Source organism: Acidovorax sp. FG48 (genome assembly GCF_057809085.1).
Map to the genome: position 1 here is coordinate 102956 of NZ_JBMDJH010000014.1, position 16409 is coordinate 119364.

Annotated in this window: 17 protein-coding genes; 4 read left to right on the top strand and 13 right to left on the bottom strand. The window is 65.9% G+C overall.

Going from position 1 to position 16409, the window contains the following annotated elements:
* Positions 1–63 precede the first annotated feature (63 nt).
* Together ACODSU_RS18380 and ACODSU_RS18385 are read right to left on the bottom strand one after the other, a co-directional pair.
* On the bottom strand, positions 64–441 hold the full coding sequence (locus ACODSU_RS18380) for a DUF2917 domain-containing protein (RefSeq protein ID WP_060985389.1): 378 nt from the start codon (positions 439–441) through the stop codon (positions 64–66).
* A 105-nt stretch (positions 442–546) separates the two neighbouring features.
* Complete coding sequence (locus ACODSU_RS18385; protein WP_488843791.1) at positions 547–1086, bottom strand: DUF2917 domain-containing protein; 540 nt, start codon at positions 1084–1086, stop codon at positions 547–549.
* Positions 1087–1220: 134 nt separating this feature from the next.
* Between ACODSU_RS18385 and ACODSU_RS18390 the strand changes: the two genes are divergently transcribed.
* On the top strand, positions 1221–2222 hold the full coding sequence (locus ACODSU_RS18390) for a LysR substrate-binding domain-containing protein (RefSeq protein ID WP_060985387.1): 1002 nt from the start codon (positions 1221–1223) through the stop codon (positions 2220–2222).
* Between the two features lie 91 nt (positions 2223–2313).
* Here the strand turns inward: ACODSU_RS18390 and tyrS are convergent, their stop codons facing one another.
* Positions 2314–3546 carry a tyrosine--tRNA ligase gene (gene tyrS / locus ACODSU_RS18395; protein WP_060986952.1) on the bottom strand — a complete coding sequence of 411 codons (1233 nt, stop codon included), beginning with the start codon at positions 3544–3546 and terminating at the stop codon, positions 2314–2316.
* Positions 3547–3750: 204 nt separating this feature from the next.
* On the opposite strand from tyrS, the gene ACODSU_RS18400 reads away from it, so the two are divergent.
* A complete protein-coding gene (locus tag ACODSU_RS18400) occupies positions 3751–5121 on the top strand; it encodes a peptidoglycan DD-metalloendopeptidase family protein (protein ID WP_343733652.1) in 1371 nt (456 codons plus the stop codon).
* A gap of 34 nt (positions 5122–5155) precedes the next feature.
* Positions 5156–6265 (top strand): anhydro-N-acetylmuramic acid kinase, encoded by a 1110-nt coding sequence (locus tag ACODSU_RS18405; RefSeq protein ID WP_343733653.1) that lies wholly within the window; start codon positions 5156–5158, stop codon positions 6263–6265.
* A 33-nt stretch (positions 6266–6298) separates the two neighbouring features.
* Here ACODSU_RS18405 and mdtD read toward each other — a convergent pair whose 3' ends face one another.
* The 7 genes from mdtD to ACODSU_RS18440 form a co-directional block, all read right to left on the bottom strand.
* Positions 6299–7720, bottom strand: coding sequence for a multidrug transporter subunit MdtD (gene mdtD, locus ACODSU_RS18410; RefSeq protein ID WP_488843794.1), 1422 nt, complete (start codon positions 7718–7720; stop codon positions 6299–6301).
* A gap of 103 nt (positions 7721–7823) precedes the next feature.
* Positions 7824–8189 carry an iron-sulfur cluster insertion protein ErpA gene (erpA, locus tag ACODSU_RS18415; RefSeq protein ID WP_008907234.1) on the bottom strand — a complete coding sequence of 122 codons (366 nt, stop codon included), beginning with the start codon at positions 8187–8189 and terminating at the stop codon, positions 7824–7826.
* A 60-nt stretch (positions 8190–8249) separates the two neighbouring features.
* Positions 8250–8648: a bactofilin family protein gene (locus ACODSU_RS18420; RefSeq protein ID WP_056057955.1), complete on the bottom strand. Its 399-nt coding sequence runs from the start codon at positions 8646–8648 to the stop codon at positions 8250–8252.
* Between the two features lie 155 nt (positions 8649–8803).
* Positions 8804–9514 carry a DUF6776 family protein gene (locus ACODSU_RS18425; RefSeq protein ID WP_110960311.1) on the bottom strand — a complete coding sequence of 237 codons (711 nt, stop codon included), beginning with the start codon at positions 9512–9514 and terminating at the stop codon, positions 8804–8806.
* Positions 9515–9673: 159 nt separating this feature from the next.
* Entirely contained in the window at positions 9674–10066 is a 393-nt protein-coding gene (rpsI, locus tag ACODSU_RS18430; RefSeq protein WP_110960312.1) for a 30S ribosomal protein S9, read from the bottom strand.
* Positions 10067–10077: 11 nt separating this feature from the next.
* A complete protein-coding gene (gene rplM, locus ACODSU_RS18435) occupies positions 10078–10509 on the bottom strand; it encodes a 50S ribosomal protein L13 (RefSeq protein ID WP_015015720.1) in 432 nt (143 codons plus the stop codon).
* A 182-nt stretch (positions 10510–10691) separates the two neighbouring features.
* On the bottom strand, positions 10692–12662 hold the full coding sequence (locus ACODSU_RS18440; RefSeq protein ID WP_488843797.1) for a serine/threonine protein kinase: 1971 nt from the start codon (positions 12660–12662) through the stop codon (positions 10692–10694).
* Positions 12663–12914: 252 nt separating this feature from the next.
* Between ACODSU_RS18440 and ACODSU_RS18445 the strand changes: the two genes are divergently transcribed.
* The gene (locus ACODSU_RS18445; protein WP_110960314.1) at positions 12915–13802 is read left to right on the top strand and encodes a 23S rRNA (adenine(2030)-N(6))-methyltransferase RlmJ; all 888 of its coding nucleotides are present in this window, start codon (positions 12915–12917) and stop codon (positions 13800–13802) included.
* 27 nt (positions 13803–13829) lie between these two features.
* On the opposite strand, the gene ACODSU_RS18450 is transcribed toward ACODSU_RS18445, so the two are convergent.
* The 3 genes from ACODSU_RS18450 to ACODSU_RS18460 are packed head-to-tail and all read right to left on the bottom strand — an operon-like array spanning position 13830 to position 16242.
* Positions 13830–14354 (bottom strand): septal ring lytic transglycosylase RlpA family protein, encoded by a 525-nt coding sequence (locus tag ACODSU_RS18450; RefSeq protein ID WP_476017526.1) that lies wholly within the window; start codon positions 14352–14354, stop codon positions 13830–13832.
* 38 nt (positions 14355–14392) lie between these two features.
* On the bottom strand, positions 14393–15244 hold the full coding sequence (gene metF / locus ACODSU_RS18455) for a methylenetetrahydrofolate reductase [NAD(P)H] (protein WP_015015724.1): 852 nt from the start codon (positions 15242–15244) through the stop codon (positions 14393–14395).
* Positions 15241–16242, bottom strand: a complete 1002-nt coding sequence (locus tag ACODSU_RS18460) for a TlyA family RNA methyltransferase (RefSeq protein WP_488843800.1) — start codon at positions 16240–16242, stop codon at positions 15241–15243. The genes metF and ACODSU_RS18460 overlap by 4 nt, the downstream gene beginning before the upstream one ends.
* Positions 16243–16409: the final 167 nt, after the last annotated feature.

A 16409-nucleotide genomic window follows, 5' to 3' on the forward strand; every position in this document is an offset into this window, starting at 1 on the left:
CAACAAGCACCGGCAGCCCTTCGAGAGTCACATCACCGGGGGCAAGGCGCCCCAGGGATCAAATCAGGCGCAGCAGGCGTCGCCCCAGGCAGGCGCCCCATTGCCCACCGACGCACGGCGCCACCAGGCGGCAGGGCGAGCATCGGCGGCATCGCCGCGCACCCAGCGGTACTGCAGGCGGCGGCCGTTCAGGGGTTCGACCACCACCGACTGGCCGGCCGCCACGGGCAGCGACTGACCTGCGCACAGGAACATGTCGCTGCCGTCGCCAAGACCCTGGCCCAGCGTGACCCAGGCCTGGCCTTCGGCAATGCGCAGGGTCATCGCGGCCTTGGGGGCCAGGGTGACGGCGGCGCCTGCGGCCACCTGCCCCGCCTCACCGGCGGCAGCGCCCGTGGCGCGGGAAGATGCAAACAGATGCAAAGCGTGAGAGGTTGTCATGGCTTTCTCCGGGTTAACCCTAATATGACCGTATGGTGCGCCGGTTGCAGAACAACGTCCAATGAAAAGCACGGCACCGATTGATGCTTTTCCTGCATGAGCCGCTCAAACGGTTCTGCGCTGTAGCGGTGCTGCTATCCGAAGCAGAGCAAACCGGGCCAGGCCAGCGGCAAACCGGCCCCCAGCGCCCGCCACACCGGCCAGCGCCGTGCCCAGCGCACGGCCGCCCTGTCCCAGCGCATGCCCCAAGTCGCGCAGCGGCTGCACCACGCCACATTCCCAATCCCGGGCGGCCGTGCTGGCGGGCTGCGCCAGAGCGGGGGCTGCTAGGACGTCCCAGCGGAAAGCCACCGACTCCGCGCAGCCGGAACCGCTCCAGGCCTCCATCACCACATGCTGCCCCGGCGCAACCGCCAGCTGTTCGCCCGGCTGCAGCACATGGTCTACCGCGGCGCCCGGCAGGTCCGCCAATGCGCCGCGCAAGGTGACCCACGCCTGCCCCTGGGCGATCTGCAGCACGCCATGGGAGTTGGGCCGCAAGGACAAGGCTTGGCCTGTAGCCAGTTTCCAGCAACCGGCCGCGCGACGGCCAGCCGTGGCGGCGTGGACGGATTGTTGCGATTCCAGAACGTTGCGGGCGGACATGACAGGCTCCTTGGCTTCAGTAAAACGTGTTGAGGAGCCTGAATGGTGCGCCTTGCACCGTACACAGTCCAATGAAAACGCGGTACGCTATTCATTCCATCGACGCATGAATCATCCATTGCAGGAATGCCGCCATGACCTCTGCCGAATACTCCCCCGCCGTCTTGCGCACCCGGCCTGTGGCCACAGGGCACTGGCGAGCCTTCCTGGCCGTGGCCAAGCACCTCAACTTCCGCGCAGCGGCCGACGAGTTGGCCCTTACCCAGTCGGCGGTGAGCCGCCAGATCCAGGCGCTGGAAGAAGAAGTGGGCGTGCCCCTGTTCCTGCGCCACACACGCGCGGTGGAGCTGACCAGCGCGGGCGCACAGCTGCAGCGCGCCGTGGGCCCGGCACTGGAGCGCATGGACGCCGCCGTGCGCCTGGTGCGCCAGACGGCCGGGCGACGCAGCGTGGCCATCACCACCTGGGCCAGCTTTGCATCGATGTGGCTGATCCCGCGCATGGAAGAGTTCCAGCGCGACAACCCGGGCATCGACATCCGCATTGATGCGAGCGACGTGCAGGTGGACCTGGAGACGTCGGACGTGGACCTGGCCTTGCGCTATGCCATGCCTGCCGGGGCCACCCAGGGCGGCATCCGCCTGTTTGGCGAGCAACTGGCCGTGGTGGCCAGCCCCTGGCTGCTCAAGAGCGGCAAGCCGCTGCGCACTCCCGCCGATGTGGCGCAGTTCACCCTGATCGAGGCGGGCGACGCCCACCGCACACACTACCTGGAATACCTGAGCTGGCGCCGCTGGTTCGACACCCGCGACCTGACCAAGCTGCAGCCCCAGCGCTGGCTGTACTTCAACTACGCCCACCAGATCGTGCAGGCCGCGCTGGCCGGCCAGGGCCTGGCGCTGGCGCGCATGCCGCTGATTGCCGATGCGCTGGCCGCTGGCGACCTGGTGGAGGTGCTACCCGGTCACCGCATCGACTCGCCCCTGGCCTACTGGCTCATGGTCGGGCCGCGCAGCGCGCAGCGGCCAGAGATCAAGGCCTTCTGCGCCTGGCTGCAGGTACAGGCCGAGGCCACCCGCCAGGCGATTGGCGATGTGCCCGACCCGGACCTGAACGACAACCTGGATGGATCATGAAGAAAGCGCTGGGCCTTGCGGTCCCAGCGCTTTCATTTTGATAGCTGCCAGCGCATATTTTTCTAGCGCTTGCGGCTGTTTTGACCTCAAATCAGGCCAACGTTACCCGTGCAAACTTGCGCTTGCCCACCTGCACCACGTAGGTGCCGGCGGCGAGCTTCAGGCCCTTGTCGCTGACCACGCTGCCTTCCACGCGCACACCGCCGCCGTCGATCAGGCGGTTGGCCTCGCTGGTCGAGGGGGCCAGGTTGGCCTGCTTGAGCAGCGCACCAATGCCCAGCGGCGCGCCCGACAGGCTCACCTCAGGGATCTCATCGGGCACGCCGCCCTTGCTGCGGTTGATGAAGTCCTGCTCGGCCGCGTCGGCGGCGGCAGCGCTGTGGAAGCGCGTGGTGATCTCCTTGGCCAGCATCACCTTGGCGTCCTTGGGGTTGCGCCCGCCCTCCACCTCGGCCTTGAGCGCGGCAATCTCGGCCAGGCTCTTGAACGACAGCAGGGTGAACCAGTCCCACATCAGCGTGTCGCTGATCGACAGCACCTTGGCGAACATGGTGTTGGCGTCCTCGGCGATGCCGATGTAGTTGTTCTTGGACTTGGACATCTTGTCCACGCCGTCCAGGCCCACCAGCAGCGGCATGGTGAGCACACACTGCGGTTCCTGGCCGTATTCCTGCTGCAGGTGGCGGCCCATGAGCAGGTTGAACTTCTGGTCCGTGCCACCCAGTTCCAGGTCGCTCTTCAAAGCCACCGAGTCGTAGCCCTGCATCAGCGGGTACAAGAACTCATGCACCGCGATGGACTGGCCGGTGGTGAAGCGCTTGTGAAAGTCGTCGCGCTCCATCATCCGGGCCACGGTGTAGCGGGAAGCCAGCTGGATCATGCCGCTCGCACCCAGGGGCTCGCTCCACTCGCTGTTGTAGCGGATCTCGGTCTTGGCCGGGTCCAGCACCATGCTGGCCTGCTTGTAGTAAGTCTCGGCATTCACCTTGATCTGCTCGGGCGTGAGCGGAGGGCGCGTGCTGTTGCGGCCCGAGGGGTCGCCGATCAGGCTGGTGAAGTCGCCGATCAGGAAGATGACCTGGTGGCCCAGATCTTGCAATTGCCGCATCTTGTTCAGCACCACCGTGTGGCCGATGTGGATGTCGGGGGCCGTGGGGTCCAGGCCCAGCTTGATGCGCAGCGGCTGGCCGGTGGCCTCCGAGCGCGCCAGCTTCTTGACCCATTCGTCCTGTGGCAGCAGCTCTTGCACACCGCGCAGCGAGATTTCGAGGGCTTGTCTTACACCATCAGAGACCGGGGTTGTTGTAACAGCAGATTGATTCATAAGGGTTTTTTGGGATGTCTAGACAGCATGCACCGCTATACTTCAGCCCACATTGCAGAGGCGGATTCTAGTGGGACCGCCGTTTCGACCTGTTTTTCATCAACCTGTCGAATGGCTGCAGCCTGACAGTCTGTGCTCCTGGCCCCGCCCCGCATACGCACCGGGGGTGTGCCACGGATCCGCAATCACCCTGGGGATAGACCTTTGATTCACGGCCTCACTACGGTCCGCACCGCTAGCATCGCTTTGCTTGACCGGCTGTCCCGCACAATCCAACAACACCCCAAACGCATCACCGCCGCCGTCGCAGCCATCCTGCTGACGGGTGGCGGCGGCGCATTCGCCGTGGCCTCCTTTGCACCCGACCCGGCCGAGCTGCCGGTGCGCATGGTGAACTACCCGGTCGAATCGCTGGCTGAGAACATGGTGCTGGGCCAGCTGGATGCTCCCAGTTTTTCGCTGTTCCGCTCCGAACAGGTGCGCAGCAGCGACACCCCCGAGTCGCTGCTGCAGCGCATGGGCGTAGCCGACCCGGCCGCCGCCGCCTTCATGCGCAGCGACACGCCGGTGCGGCAGAACGTGCTGGGCCGCACCGGCCGCATCGTGTCCGCAGAGACCACCGACGACCACCGCCTGATCCGCCTGACGGTGCGCTGGGTGCCGGACGACAGCGGCAACTTCCGCCGCCTGATCGTCGAGCGCACGGGCGACAACAAGTTTGCGACCCGCATCGAAACCGCCAAGATGACGACCAACAGCCGTCTGGCGGGCGGCATCATCCACAGCTCGCTGTTTGCCGCCACCGATGCGTCGAACATCCCCGACGCCGTGGCCGTGCAGGTGGCCGAACTGTTCTCGGGCAACATCGACTTCCGCCGCTCGCTGCGCAAGGGCGACCGCTTCTCGGTGGTGTACGAAACCCTGGAAGCCGATGGCGAGCCCCTGTCCAGCGGCCGCGTGCTGAGCGCCGAGTTCGTCAACAACGGCAAGACCCACCAGGCCGTCTGGTTCCAGGAACCCAACGCCGCCAAGGGCGCCTACTACACGCTGGACGGTGAAAGCATGCGCCGCGCCTACCTGACCTCGCCCGTCGAGTTCTCGCGCGTGACCAGCGGCTTCAAGATGCGCCTGCACCCCATCCTGCAAACCTGGCGCGCCCACCTGGGCACCGACTTTGCAGCCCCCACAGGCACCGCCGTGCGCACCGTGGGTGATGGCGTGGTGGAGTTTGCGGGCGTGCAGAACGGCTACGGCAACGTGGTGTTCGTCAAGCACCGCAACCAGCACGTCACCGTCTATGCCCACCTGAGCCGCATCGACGTGCGCCAGGGCCAGTCGGTCGAGCAAGGCCAGACGCTGGGCGCCGTGGGCGCCACGGGCTGGGCCACCGGTCCGCACCTGCACTTCGAGTTCCGCGTCAACGGCGTGCACCAGGACCCGATGACCATCGTGGCCCAGAGCGAAGCCGCAGCACCGGTGTCCGCAGCCGCACGCCCTGCGTTTGACCGCCTCGCGGCCAACATGCGTGTCCAGCTGAACGCCGCTGCGCTCATCGAGCAGGCCAGCGCAGACTGATCGCCCCCCATCTCCAGATACCACCCGTCAGGCCATGTCCGATCTGTACATCGGCCTGATGTCGGGCACCTCGCTCGACGGGATCGACGGGGTGCTGGCCGATTTCTCGGGCCCGCGCCTGCAGGTCACACACCACGCCAGCGCCGCCTTTGCCCCCGCACTGCGCGCCGAGCTGCTGGCCCTCAACACCCCCGGCGACAACGAGCTGCACCGCGCAGCCCTCGCAGGCAATGCTTTATCCCGGGCTTATGCCGAGGTAGTGCACACCTTGCTGCAGCGCAGCGGCCACCCGGCAAGTGCCATCCGAGCGATAGGCGCCCACGGGCAGACGGTGCGGCACCGCCCCCAGGAATTTGACGGCACAGGCTACACCCTGCAGCTGGGCAGCCCCGCCCTGCTGGCCGAGCTGACGGGCATCACCGCGGTGGCCGACCTGCGCAGCCGCGATGTGGCTGCAGGCGGCCAGGGTGCGCCGCTGGTGCCCGCCTTCCACCAGGGCGTGTTCGGCCGGCCGGACGAGACAGTGCTGGTGCTGAACATTGGTGGCATCTCCAACCTCAGCGTGCTGGGGGCAGATGGCAGCGTGCTGGGCTTCGACTGCGGCCCGGGCAACGCCCTGATGGACCACTGGTGCCAGCAGCACACGGGCCAGCCGTTTGACAAGGATGGCGCCTGGGCCGCCACCGGACAGGTGCTGCCGGACCTGCTGGCCGCGTTGCTGCAGGAGCCGTACCTGCACAAGGCGCCTCCCAAGAGCACAGGCCGCGACCTGTTCAACCCCGCCTGGCTGGCCGCGCACCTGCAGCCCTTTGCGCAGGCCGCAGCGGCCGATGTACAGGCCACATTGACCGAATTCACCGCAAGCGCTAGTGCAATATGCGCCAACAGCTATCCAAACAATAGCAAAACGCTGGCGGTATGCGGCGGCGGCGCGCTCAACGGCCAGCTCATGCAGCGGCTGCAGGCCGCCTGCCCGTCCCTGCAGGTGGTGGCCACCGATGCGCTGGGCCTGCCCGCCCTGCAGGTGGAGGCCGCCGCGTTTGCCTGGCTGGCGCGCCAGGCGCTGAACGGAGCGCCGGGCAACCTGCCCCGCGTGACGGGCGCCGTGGGCCCTCGCGTGCTGGGCGCGGTGTACCCGGCCTGAAACGCCCGGTCTACACAGTCCTGGGCAGGGCGATCAACCGTGGTCCCCGGCATCGACTGATGCCCCCGCCTGGGTGCCGGACCGGTCTTGCGGCGACAGTTGCCAGAAGATACCGGCCGAGGCCACCGTGATCAGCCCCATGCAGGCAAACGTGGCCTGAAAGGCTTGCAGTGTCTGCGCTGTGCCCGGGGGCTGGAAGAAATCGGTGAACGCCGCCAGCACGGCCCCCGCCGCAGCCACACCCATGCCCATGGCCACCATCTGCACCATCGACAGCAGGCTGTTGCCGCTGCTGGCCATGTCGTGCCCCAGGTCTTTCAGGGTCACGGTATTCATGGCCGTGAACTGCAGCGAATTCACCGCACCAAACACCGCCAGCTGCACCACATGCACCCACAGCGGCTGCGAGGGCGCCGCCAGCCCGAAACTGGCCATGGTCACCCCCACCAGCAGCGTGTTGCCCACCAGCACCTGGCGGTAGCCAAAGCGGGTGATCAGCGTGGTGGTGAACCGCTTCATGGACATGCCCGCCACCGCCACGGGCAGCATCATCATGCCCGCCTGCAGCGGCGAATAGCCCATGGTGACCTGCAGCAGCAACGGAATCAGGAACGGCATGCACGAGCTGCCCAGCCGCGCAAACAGATTGCCCAGCAGCCCGATGCGCAAGGTGTCCACCGAAAACAGCCGGGGCGAAAACAAGGGGTCGGGCCGCCGCGCCGCGTGCAGCCAGTAGGCCACCAAGCTGGCCAGCCCGAAGATCATGAGCACCAGCACACTCGCCTGCCGCAGCCCCAGGCTGGCCAGACCGTCCAGCGCCAGCGACAGCGCCACCATGCCAAAGGCGAGCATTAGATAGCCCGCCAGGTCAAACCGTGCCACCGTCGGCACAGCCACCCCGGGCATATAGCGCATGGTGGCGGCACAGCCCACCAGCCCCACCGGCACGTTGATCAGAAAGATCCAGTGCCAGGAAGCCACCTCGACCAGCCAGCCTCCAAGGGTCGGGCCGATCAAGGGACCGATCAGCCCCGGGATCGCCACAAAACTCATGGCCTGCAAAAACTTCTCGCGCGGGAAGGTGCGCAGCACCACCAGCCGTCCCACGGGTAGCAGCAGCGCGCCCCCCAGCCCCTGGAGCACCCGGGCGGCCACCAGCTGGGTCAGGCTGTGCGACAGCGCACAGAACACCGAGCCCGCTACAAAAAACACGATGGCCAGAAAGTACACCCGGCGCGCACCAAACCGGTCGGCCACCCAGCCCGACGCCGGGATCAGCATCGCCATGGCCAGCGAATACGCCACGACCACCGACTGCATGCGCAGCGGGCTCTCGCCCAGGCTCTGCGCCATGGCGGGCAGCGCGGTGTTGACGATGGTGGCGTCCAGCGTCTGCATGAAGAAGCCGACGGCCACCAGCCACAGCAGTGCTTTCTGGGAGGGTTCCTGGTGCATGGTTTGCAGGGTTTTCAAACGAAACGAACGCACCCCATGAAAAAACCGCCCGAAGGCGGTTGATTCAGTCAGGGGTGCAGGGCTGCGCCTGTCACGGAGCCCCTCAGGCCGAGAAGCTGGAGCCACAGCCGCAGGTGGTGGTGGCGTTCGGGTTCTTGATCACGAACTGCGCGCCTTGCAGGTCTTCCTTGTAGTCGATCTCGGCACCCACCAGATACTGGTAGCTCATGGCGTCGATGAGCAGCGACACACCGTTCTTGGTCATGGTGGTGTCGTCTTCGTTGGTAATTTCATCGAACGTGAAGCCGTATTGGAAGCCGGAGCAGCCGCCGCCTTGCACGAACACCCGCAACTTCAGGTCGGGGTTGCCTTCTTCGGCAATCAGGTCCGCCACCTTGGCCGCCGCGCTGTCGGTGAACAGGATGGGGGCGGGCATTTCGGTCTGGATGTTTTCGGCAACTGCGCTCATGGGGTACTCCGGGTTCAGGGTTTGCAGGGAATACTACTGCAAACCTCTCGGGAATTCAGGTCACTGGCTGTTTGACGCTAACTTCAGTGGGGGCTTTTCTTCCACCAGCACGGCCATTGGAATCAATTGCCCCGCGATCACGGCGCCCTGGTGCATCTCCAGGGCCTTGTAATGCACATTGCCCGTGATCTGCGCCTTGGGCTGCAGCTCCAGCAGCTCTCCCGCATGCACAGGGCCCAGCACCTGGCCGTTGATGATCACATGGTCGGCATGCACCGCGCCCTCGACCCGCGCGGTTTCGGAGATCACCAGGATGCTGGGCTGGTCCGCCGCCGCCCGGATATCGCCGACCACTTCACCGTCAATGCGCATGCCCTCGGCAAAATGCACATTGCCTTCGATCTTGGTGCCCTGTGCCACCAGGCTTTTGATGGGTGGCTGCTTTTTACGCGAGAACATGGTCGGAAGACTCCTGAAGTGCCAGGCGGTTGCAAAGGCCCGCTTGGGGATGGAATTCGTGCCAGCAAGGCGGCAGGTTGTGGGTGGCAGCTGGTGCGTGGATTGCCGGGGCGAGGGCATCGAAACCAGATCAGCGCATCCACAGTCGACCCGCACTATTCGATGGCCATGGTCTGGCTGGTGCGTACGGTGGCGCCCTCCAGCACGCGCGCGGTCACGGTTTTTACCACGGCTTGGGGGGGCAGATCGAGCACCCCCTCGATGCGGCGGTACTGCTTGACCTGCAGCGGCTGGCCCTGGGGGGGCTGGGTCTGTGTCCACGGTTTGCCGTCCAGCGTGCCCGCCAGCACCAGTTCCAGGCGCCCGTTGAACTCGGGTGCATTGCGGGCCGCCTGGATGACCAGCACCTGCCAGCGCAGTTGCATCCCGCCCAGCACCTCCGCCTGCAGCGCGCGAATGGCCAGCCCATCGGTCTTGGCGGCAGGGATCAGCTTTTCGAAGAAGCCCAGATCCTCGCGCAGCGTGCGGTTGTCGGCTTCAAGCTGGCGTACCTGGGCCATCAGGCTTTCCTTGGCGGCACGCTCGGTGGCCAGCAGGCTCTCGGCAGTCAACGCCACCGTCTGGCGCTCCTGGCCCTCTTCGCGCAGGCGGCTGATCTCTGCCCTCATCTGAACCACTTCATCGCGCGACACGGTATCGATCCCGGCAATGGACTTGCCGAACTCGAAGGCCCACAACGCCACGGCGGCACAAAAACCCATGACCACGGCCAGGGCCAGCCAGCGAAAAGGCCAGGGCAAGGCGCTGCGGATGGCCACGCGGGGGGCGCTGATGGTCAACCGACGGCGAAGCAGGCGAAAGCGCATAGGCTCAACGGGCAGGCCCGGGAAGGCGCTCCCCCAAAAAAGAAAAGAGCGCACCATAAACGAAAAAACCGCCCGAAGGCGGTTTTTCTCTGTAAAGCACTCGCAGGGAGCACTTTGCAGTGGATGCTGCCCAAGGCAGCATCCGGCAGGGCCCAAAGCTTAACGCTTGGAGAACTGCTTGGCGCGGCGTGCAGAGTGCAGACCGACCTTCTTACGTTCGACTTCACGTGCATCACGGGTCACGAAGCCGGCTTGGCTCAGGACGGACTTCAGGGATGCGTCGTAATCGATCAGTGCGCGGGTGATGCCGTGGCGGGCAGCGCCAGCCTGGCCGGATTCACCGCCACCGTGCACGTTGATCTGGATGTCGAAGGTTTCGACATGGTTGGTCAACGCCAGCGGTTGCTTGGCAATCATGATCGAGGTTTCGCGGCCGAAATACTGCTGAATGTCTTTGCCATTCACAGTGATCTTGCCGGAGCCTTTTTTCAGAAACACGCGGGCGACGCTGGACTTGCGACGGCCGGTGCCATTGTTCCATTCACCAATCATCTCAAGGCTCCTTAGATTTCCAGCACTTTGGGCTGCTGGGCGGTGTGTGGATGCTCAGCACCACCGTACACCTTGAGTTTCTTGATCATCGCGTAGCCAAGGGGACCCTTGGGCAGCATGCCCTTGACAGCCTTCTCCAGCGCGCGGCCGGGGTGCTTGGCTTGCATGTCGCGGAAGTTCGTGGCCGTGATACCGCCGGGGTAACCCGAGTGACGGTAGTACACCTTGTCCAGGGACTTGGTGCCGGTGACCTTGAGTTGGGCTGCGTTGATAACGACGATGAAGTCACCGGTATCGACGTGAGGCGTGTAAATGGCCTTGTGTTTGCCGCGCAAACGGAGAGCAACTTCGCTGGCTACTCGTCCGAGGACCTTGTTGGTCGCGTCAATCACAAACCACTCGTGCACGACCTCAGCGGGCTTTGCGCTGAAAGTAGTTGTCATGAGTTTTCTCTTGGAAAGAGGGGTTTGGCGGGTCCTTTTCCACGGTCGGTGCTTCTCTGAAGGAAGCCTCTTAGGTGGCAAACAGTCTTCGCCGCGGGACCACAAAAGCGCTGCGAAGCCTTCCATTATACGAAAGAGCCCGGTCGCCGCGCAAGTGGACCGTAGTCCTGGCCCCAAAGCGGTCAGTTGGGCGTCTGGCGGCGGCGCTGCTCGTCGGCTTCGTACCGGCGGCGGTTTTCCACGCAAATGGCTTGATTGGCCTGGGACGGCTTCTGGCACTCCTGGTGGATACACATGGGGCGGGCCAGGAAATTGGCGTCAGCGCACACCTCCTGCGGCGAAGGCAGGCGGGGTGGTGGCGCAGGACGGGGCTTGGGTTCGGCCACCACGGGGGGCGGCGCAGGCACCGGCTCTTCGTGCACCACGATGGGGGTGGGGGTCGGCTCGGCAGTCACACGCTTGGTGACACGGGCGGAGGGCTTGGGCGCCGAGGCGACCACAAAGGCGGGTGCAGCTACGGCGGCGGAAGCCGTGTCGGCCAGCGTGCCAGCACCTTCCGAGGCCACGGCCGCTGCGTCTGCGCCAGCCGTCCCAGGCGCACTGACGTCCACCAGCGCGGCCGCTGAGGAAGCCCCTGCCGCTGGCGGCTCGGCCATCTCGGTGATGATGTCATCGCGCGGCGGTTTGCTGCCTTGGCTCCAGCGCCAAGCGCCTCCAGCAACCACGGCCACCAGCGCCGCCACAACAATGCCCGCCACCAAAGGCGAGCGCCGTGACAAGGGAGCGGGCTTGCCGTTGCCACGCACCAGATCCCGCTCCAAGGGCGCGGACCGCCGGTCCGCCGCACGCGAACCGCTGGCACCCGGCGAACGGTGGTGCGGCAGGTCCTCAAAACGGGAATCGTCCTCAGCGACCACGGTGTCGCCAGCGTCGATGAACACCGTGTCGCCCGCATCGGCCGCCACCGTGTCAGGACCGGCCAACATGACCGTGTCCGCGCCAAAGTCATCGCCGGGGCGGCCCTCCTGCACGGGCGGCGGTGCCGCTGCGACTGCTTCCGCGCGCTGGGCTTGCGCCTGGATTTCGGCCACGATGCCTGGGGCAGAGGTCACATCCACGGTGGGCGTGGGCAGCCCCGGGCCGGGCTGGTCGGCGGGCTCTACCCAGATGTCGCCCAGTTCCGCCCGAAAGTCGAAGTGCTGCACATCGTCCGGCGCCGAGGTCATCTCCATGGTCTGGAGAAAAGCGTCGATGCTCTGCGGCCGGTCCTCGGGCCGCAGGGCCAGGGACTGCGAAATCGCAGCAACAAACGGCGCCGAATACTCCACACCAAACTGCCGCTTGACGGTTTTGGCAATGCGGGAGAAGGACACCATGCGGTCGCGGATGGAGCGCAGCGTGGCAGGCAGGGGCGTGTCGTTGGCCAGACAGCCGTGCATGACCGCCGCCAGAGAGTACAGATCGCTCCAAGGCCCTTGGCGCAGTTCCTCGTCGCCGTCGGAATACTGCTCGATGGGCGCGTAATTCACCTTGAGCACGGCCGTGTGCTTGCGGTCCTGGTCATTGATGGCGTGCCGGGCAGCGCCCAGATCCAGCAGCACCGGCGGACCGTTGTCCTGCAGGAAGATGTTGTCTGGCGAGATGTCGCGGTGCAGCGTGTTGCCGTCGTGCAGCACACGCAGCGCATCCAGCACCGACCACAGCAGCTTGCGCAGCCAGGCCTCGGGCGGCGGCGTGCGCATCTGGGCACGGGCCTGCTTGAACGTCATGCCCGAATACAGCGGCATGACCATGTAGGCCGTGTTGTTGGCCTCCCAGAAGCGGAACACCTTGACCAGCGACGGGTGGTCAAACTGCGCCAGCAGCCGCGCCTCGCCCACAAAAGACACCAGGCCGGCCTGGAAGGTTTGCTGATCCGACGAAGACCGCACCCAGAGCGATTGCCCCTGCGAGCGACCAGCCAGCGCCGAGGGCATGTATTCCTTGATGGCCACCGCCCGGTGCAGGGAATGGTCGAACGCCTTGTAGACCATGCCAAAACCGCCCACCCCCAGCAAACCCAGGATCTCGAACTCCGCCAGGCGTGTGCCAGGGGGCAGCGCATCGATATGGCTGACACCGCTGGCGGGGGCTGTGCTGGAGCTTTCGGTCATGGTCGGAAGACGGGGCGGGCAGGCAATTTCACAGGCAAATCAATGGGACAACAAGCGCAACGGCGGAATGCGGACCCCACCGCAGGCGCGATCATGAGGCATGGCCGCACCGGATTTGGCAACAAATGGCTAACAAAGGACGGCCTGTCTGCCAAAAACATCACGTCCCCCGCCACCACAAGGCCCCCGATTGTGCCGCGCCCGGACGAGGGCGCTGCCCCGGCAGCACAACACACTCGTTACCATTGGGCCATGTTCAGTTATCGCCACGCCTTCCACGCAGGCAACCATGCCGATGTGCTCAAGCACACCGTTTTGATTGCTGCCTTGCAACACCTTACCGAGAAAGACGCGGCGCTGACCGTGCTGGACACCCATGCAGGCGCGGGCCTGTACCGGTTGGACGGGGACTATGCCAGCACCAGCGGCGAAGCCGCCGACGGCGTGGCCCGGCTTTTTGCACCAACCACGCCTGCCCTCACCCCAGCCCTGCAGGCCTATGTGGACATGGTGGGCGACTTCAACCAGGGCAAGGCGCTGCGCGTGTACCCCGGCTCACCCTTCATCACCCAGCGCCTGCTGCGTAGCCACGACAAGCTCAAGCTGTTTGAGCTGCACCCCACCGACCTGCGCGCGCTGGCCGGCAACGTGGCCCAGCTGGAGGCAGGCCGCCAGGTGGCGGTGCTGCACGAAGACGGCTTTGAGGGCATCAAGAAGTTTTTGCCTCCACCGGCCCGTCGCGCACTGGTGCTGTGCGATCCCAGCTATGAAATCAAGAGCGACTACGCCAAGGTGCTCGACATGGCGGCCGATTCGCTCAAGCGTTTTGCCACGGGCACCTATGCGTTCTGGTACCCCATCATCCCGCGCCCCGAAGCCCACGACCTGCCCCGCCGCCTGAAGACACTGGCCACCAAGGCGGGCAAGAGCTGGCTGCACGCCACGCTCACCGTCAAGTCGAGCAAGATCACGGAAACCGTCACGGGCGACACCAAACGCCCCGGCCTGCCGGCCAGCGGCATGTTCCTGATCAACCCGCCTTACACCCTCAAGGCCGCGCTTAAAGAAGCCCTGCCCCAGATGGCCGAGCTGCTGGCCCAGGACAAACACGCCACCCACACGCTGGAATCGGGCGGCTGACCGGCCCTTCCGGTTCCTTACATCGCGTCAAGGTGCCGCCGGACAATCCTTGTCGTCGTCCTGCAGGGCGAACAGCTCCACCGGCTTGAGCCCCAGGCCCACCATGCCCAGCGCCTCGGCGGCGCCCCGGCTCAGGTCGATCACCCGGTTGCGGGTGTGGGGCCCGCGGTCGTTGATGCGCACGATCACCGTGCGCCCCGTGGCCTGGCTGCGCACACACACGCGGGAGCCAAAGGGCAGCGTGGGGTGAGCCGCCGTGAGCGCACGCATGTCAAACAGCTCCCCGCTGGCGGTACGCCGCCGGTGGAACTGCGCCCCGTACCACGATGCCAACCCCACCTCGTCCGCCTCCAGGCTGAGCGGCGACCCGCCGGGAGTGGTGGGTTCCGGTTTGGCCGGGGGATCGATCAGCATCGCCTCTCCCGGCACGGACAGCAGGTTGGGGGCCAGCGCGTCCGGCTCTGCCTGCAGCCCCTGGGCGTGCGCAACCGCGAAGGCGCTGCACAGCAACCACAGCCCCACCAGCTGCCGCAGCGGCGCCCACCGGGCCACGCTGCGACAAGAGCCGGGTGGCTGCTCGCCCCCCACCATCAGATCCCCAGCCGGCGACAGATCTCCAGGGTCGCGGCGCTTTGGTTCATGGTGTAGAAGTGCAGCGCGGGCACGCCGGCCGTGCGCAGCTGGTCGCACAGGTCGGTCACCACATCCAGGCCAAACGCCTTGATGCTGGCGGTGTCGTCCCCAAACGACTGCAGGCGCAGACGGATCCAGCGCGGAATCTCGGCACCGCAGGCGTCCGAGAACCGCATCAGCTGCGTGGAGCTGGAAATGGGCATGATGCCCGGCACCACCGGCACGTCAGCGCCCAGGCGGTGCGCGTCTTCCACAAAGCGGAAATACGCGTCGCTGTTGTAGAAATACTGGGTGATGGCAGAGTCCGCCCCCGCCCGCACCTTGGTCACGTAGGCCTGCAGGTCCGCCTCGGGCGACTTGGCTTGGGGGTGCACCTCGGGGTAGGCCGCCACCTCGATGTGGAAGTCCCGGCCCGTTTCGGCGCGGATGAAGGCCACCAAGTCGCTGGCGTACTGGAACTCGCCGCCCGCGCCATAGCCGCTGGGCAGGTCGCCGCGCAGCGCCACCAGGCGCTTGACGCCCATGGCCTTGAGCGTGGCCAGCTGCTCGCGCACCGACTGGCGCGTGGCCCCGATGCACGAAAAGTGCGACGCAGCGCCCACGCCTTCGGACAGGATCTCTCGCACCGTACCGAATGTGCCTTCTTGCGTGGAGCCCCCTGCGCCGTAGGTCACCGAACAGAAGTCCGGATGCAGTGCATACAGCTGCTGGCGCGCCACGCGCAGCTTGTCGGCGCCTTCAGGCGTCTTGGGCGGGAAAAACTCGAAACTCACCGGAAACCCGGTGCCTTGCGCGTGGGCTGCATTCATGCGGCTCTCCTTGCGTGTACAAAAAATTCTCGATTGCCATCACCGCCCTGGATCGGGCTGTCGATCCACGCCCGCACTTCCAGGCCCAGAGTTACGCAGCAATCGCGGATGCGCTGTTCCACCACCGCATACAGGGACTCGTCGCGCACAATGCCGCCTTTGCCCACCTGCCCCGGCTGCAATTCAAACTGGGGCTTGACCAGCATGACCAGGTCGCCCTGCGGCGCGAGCAACGGCACCAGTGCAGGCAGCACCAGAGTGAGCGAGATGAACGACAGGTCGCCCGTCACCAGGTCAAACACGGGCGTGACCTGCACATCCTCTCGCCCCTCTCGGCGCTGGCGCACCACCGGTAAAGTGCCCTCGGCCCGCGCGCGGGCCTTGGCGGCGCGCTCGGCTTTGAAGGCTTCTACGTCTTGCTCTTTGGCATCGTCGCTGTCGTCGTATTCTTCATCGACCAGACCGCCGTTGCGCATCCAGCTGTAAGGAGCGACCGGCTGGGTGTCGTTGTCTTCATGGTCTTGCACCAGCTCTTCGGACAAGGCCGCTTCACAGCCTTCGAGCAGCGACTCGGCTGTCATGGCGCGGGCATTGATCCCTTCCACGCCCACCACGCGCACATCGTCACGCAGGCGCTCATGCAACTGGCCATGCCCCACATCCACACCCACCACCTGGGCCGCGCCATGTTGCAACAGGCAGTCCGTGAAGCCACCGGAGCTCTGCCCCACATCCAGGCAGCGCAGGCCCGTCACGTCCAGGCCCGTGGCCTGCAAGGCGCCTTCGAGCTTGAGCCCGCCACGGGAGATGTATTTGGCCTCGGCATCGTCCAGCAGCCTTACCTCGGCCACGGACGGGATGTCATCCCCGTTCTTGGCCACCTTGTTCCAGGGCGACAAGGGCGTCAAGCGCCACTCCACCCCCGAAGCGATCAGGCGCTGCGCCTGCGAGCGCGTGGCGGCATGGCCACGCTCCACCAAAAACACATCTGCGCGCATCGCGCCCATCCTTTTTGAGTCAAATCGGCTGGTAGCGCCAGTGAATCATGCGCCAGCAGCTATCAATTTATGAGCAATCAAGCATTGCTCAGCATCACGGCGCCACACCACCGTGGGGGGGGGGGGGGGGGGGGGGGGGGGGGGGGGGGGGGGGGGGGGGGGGGGGG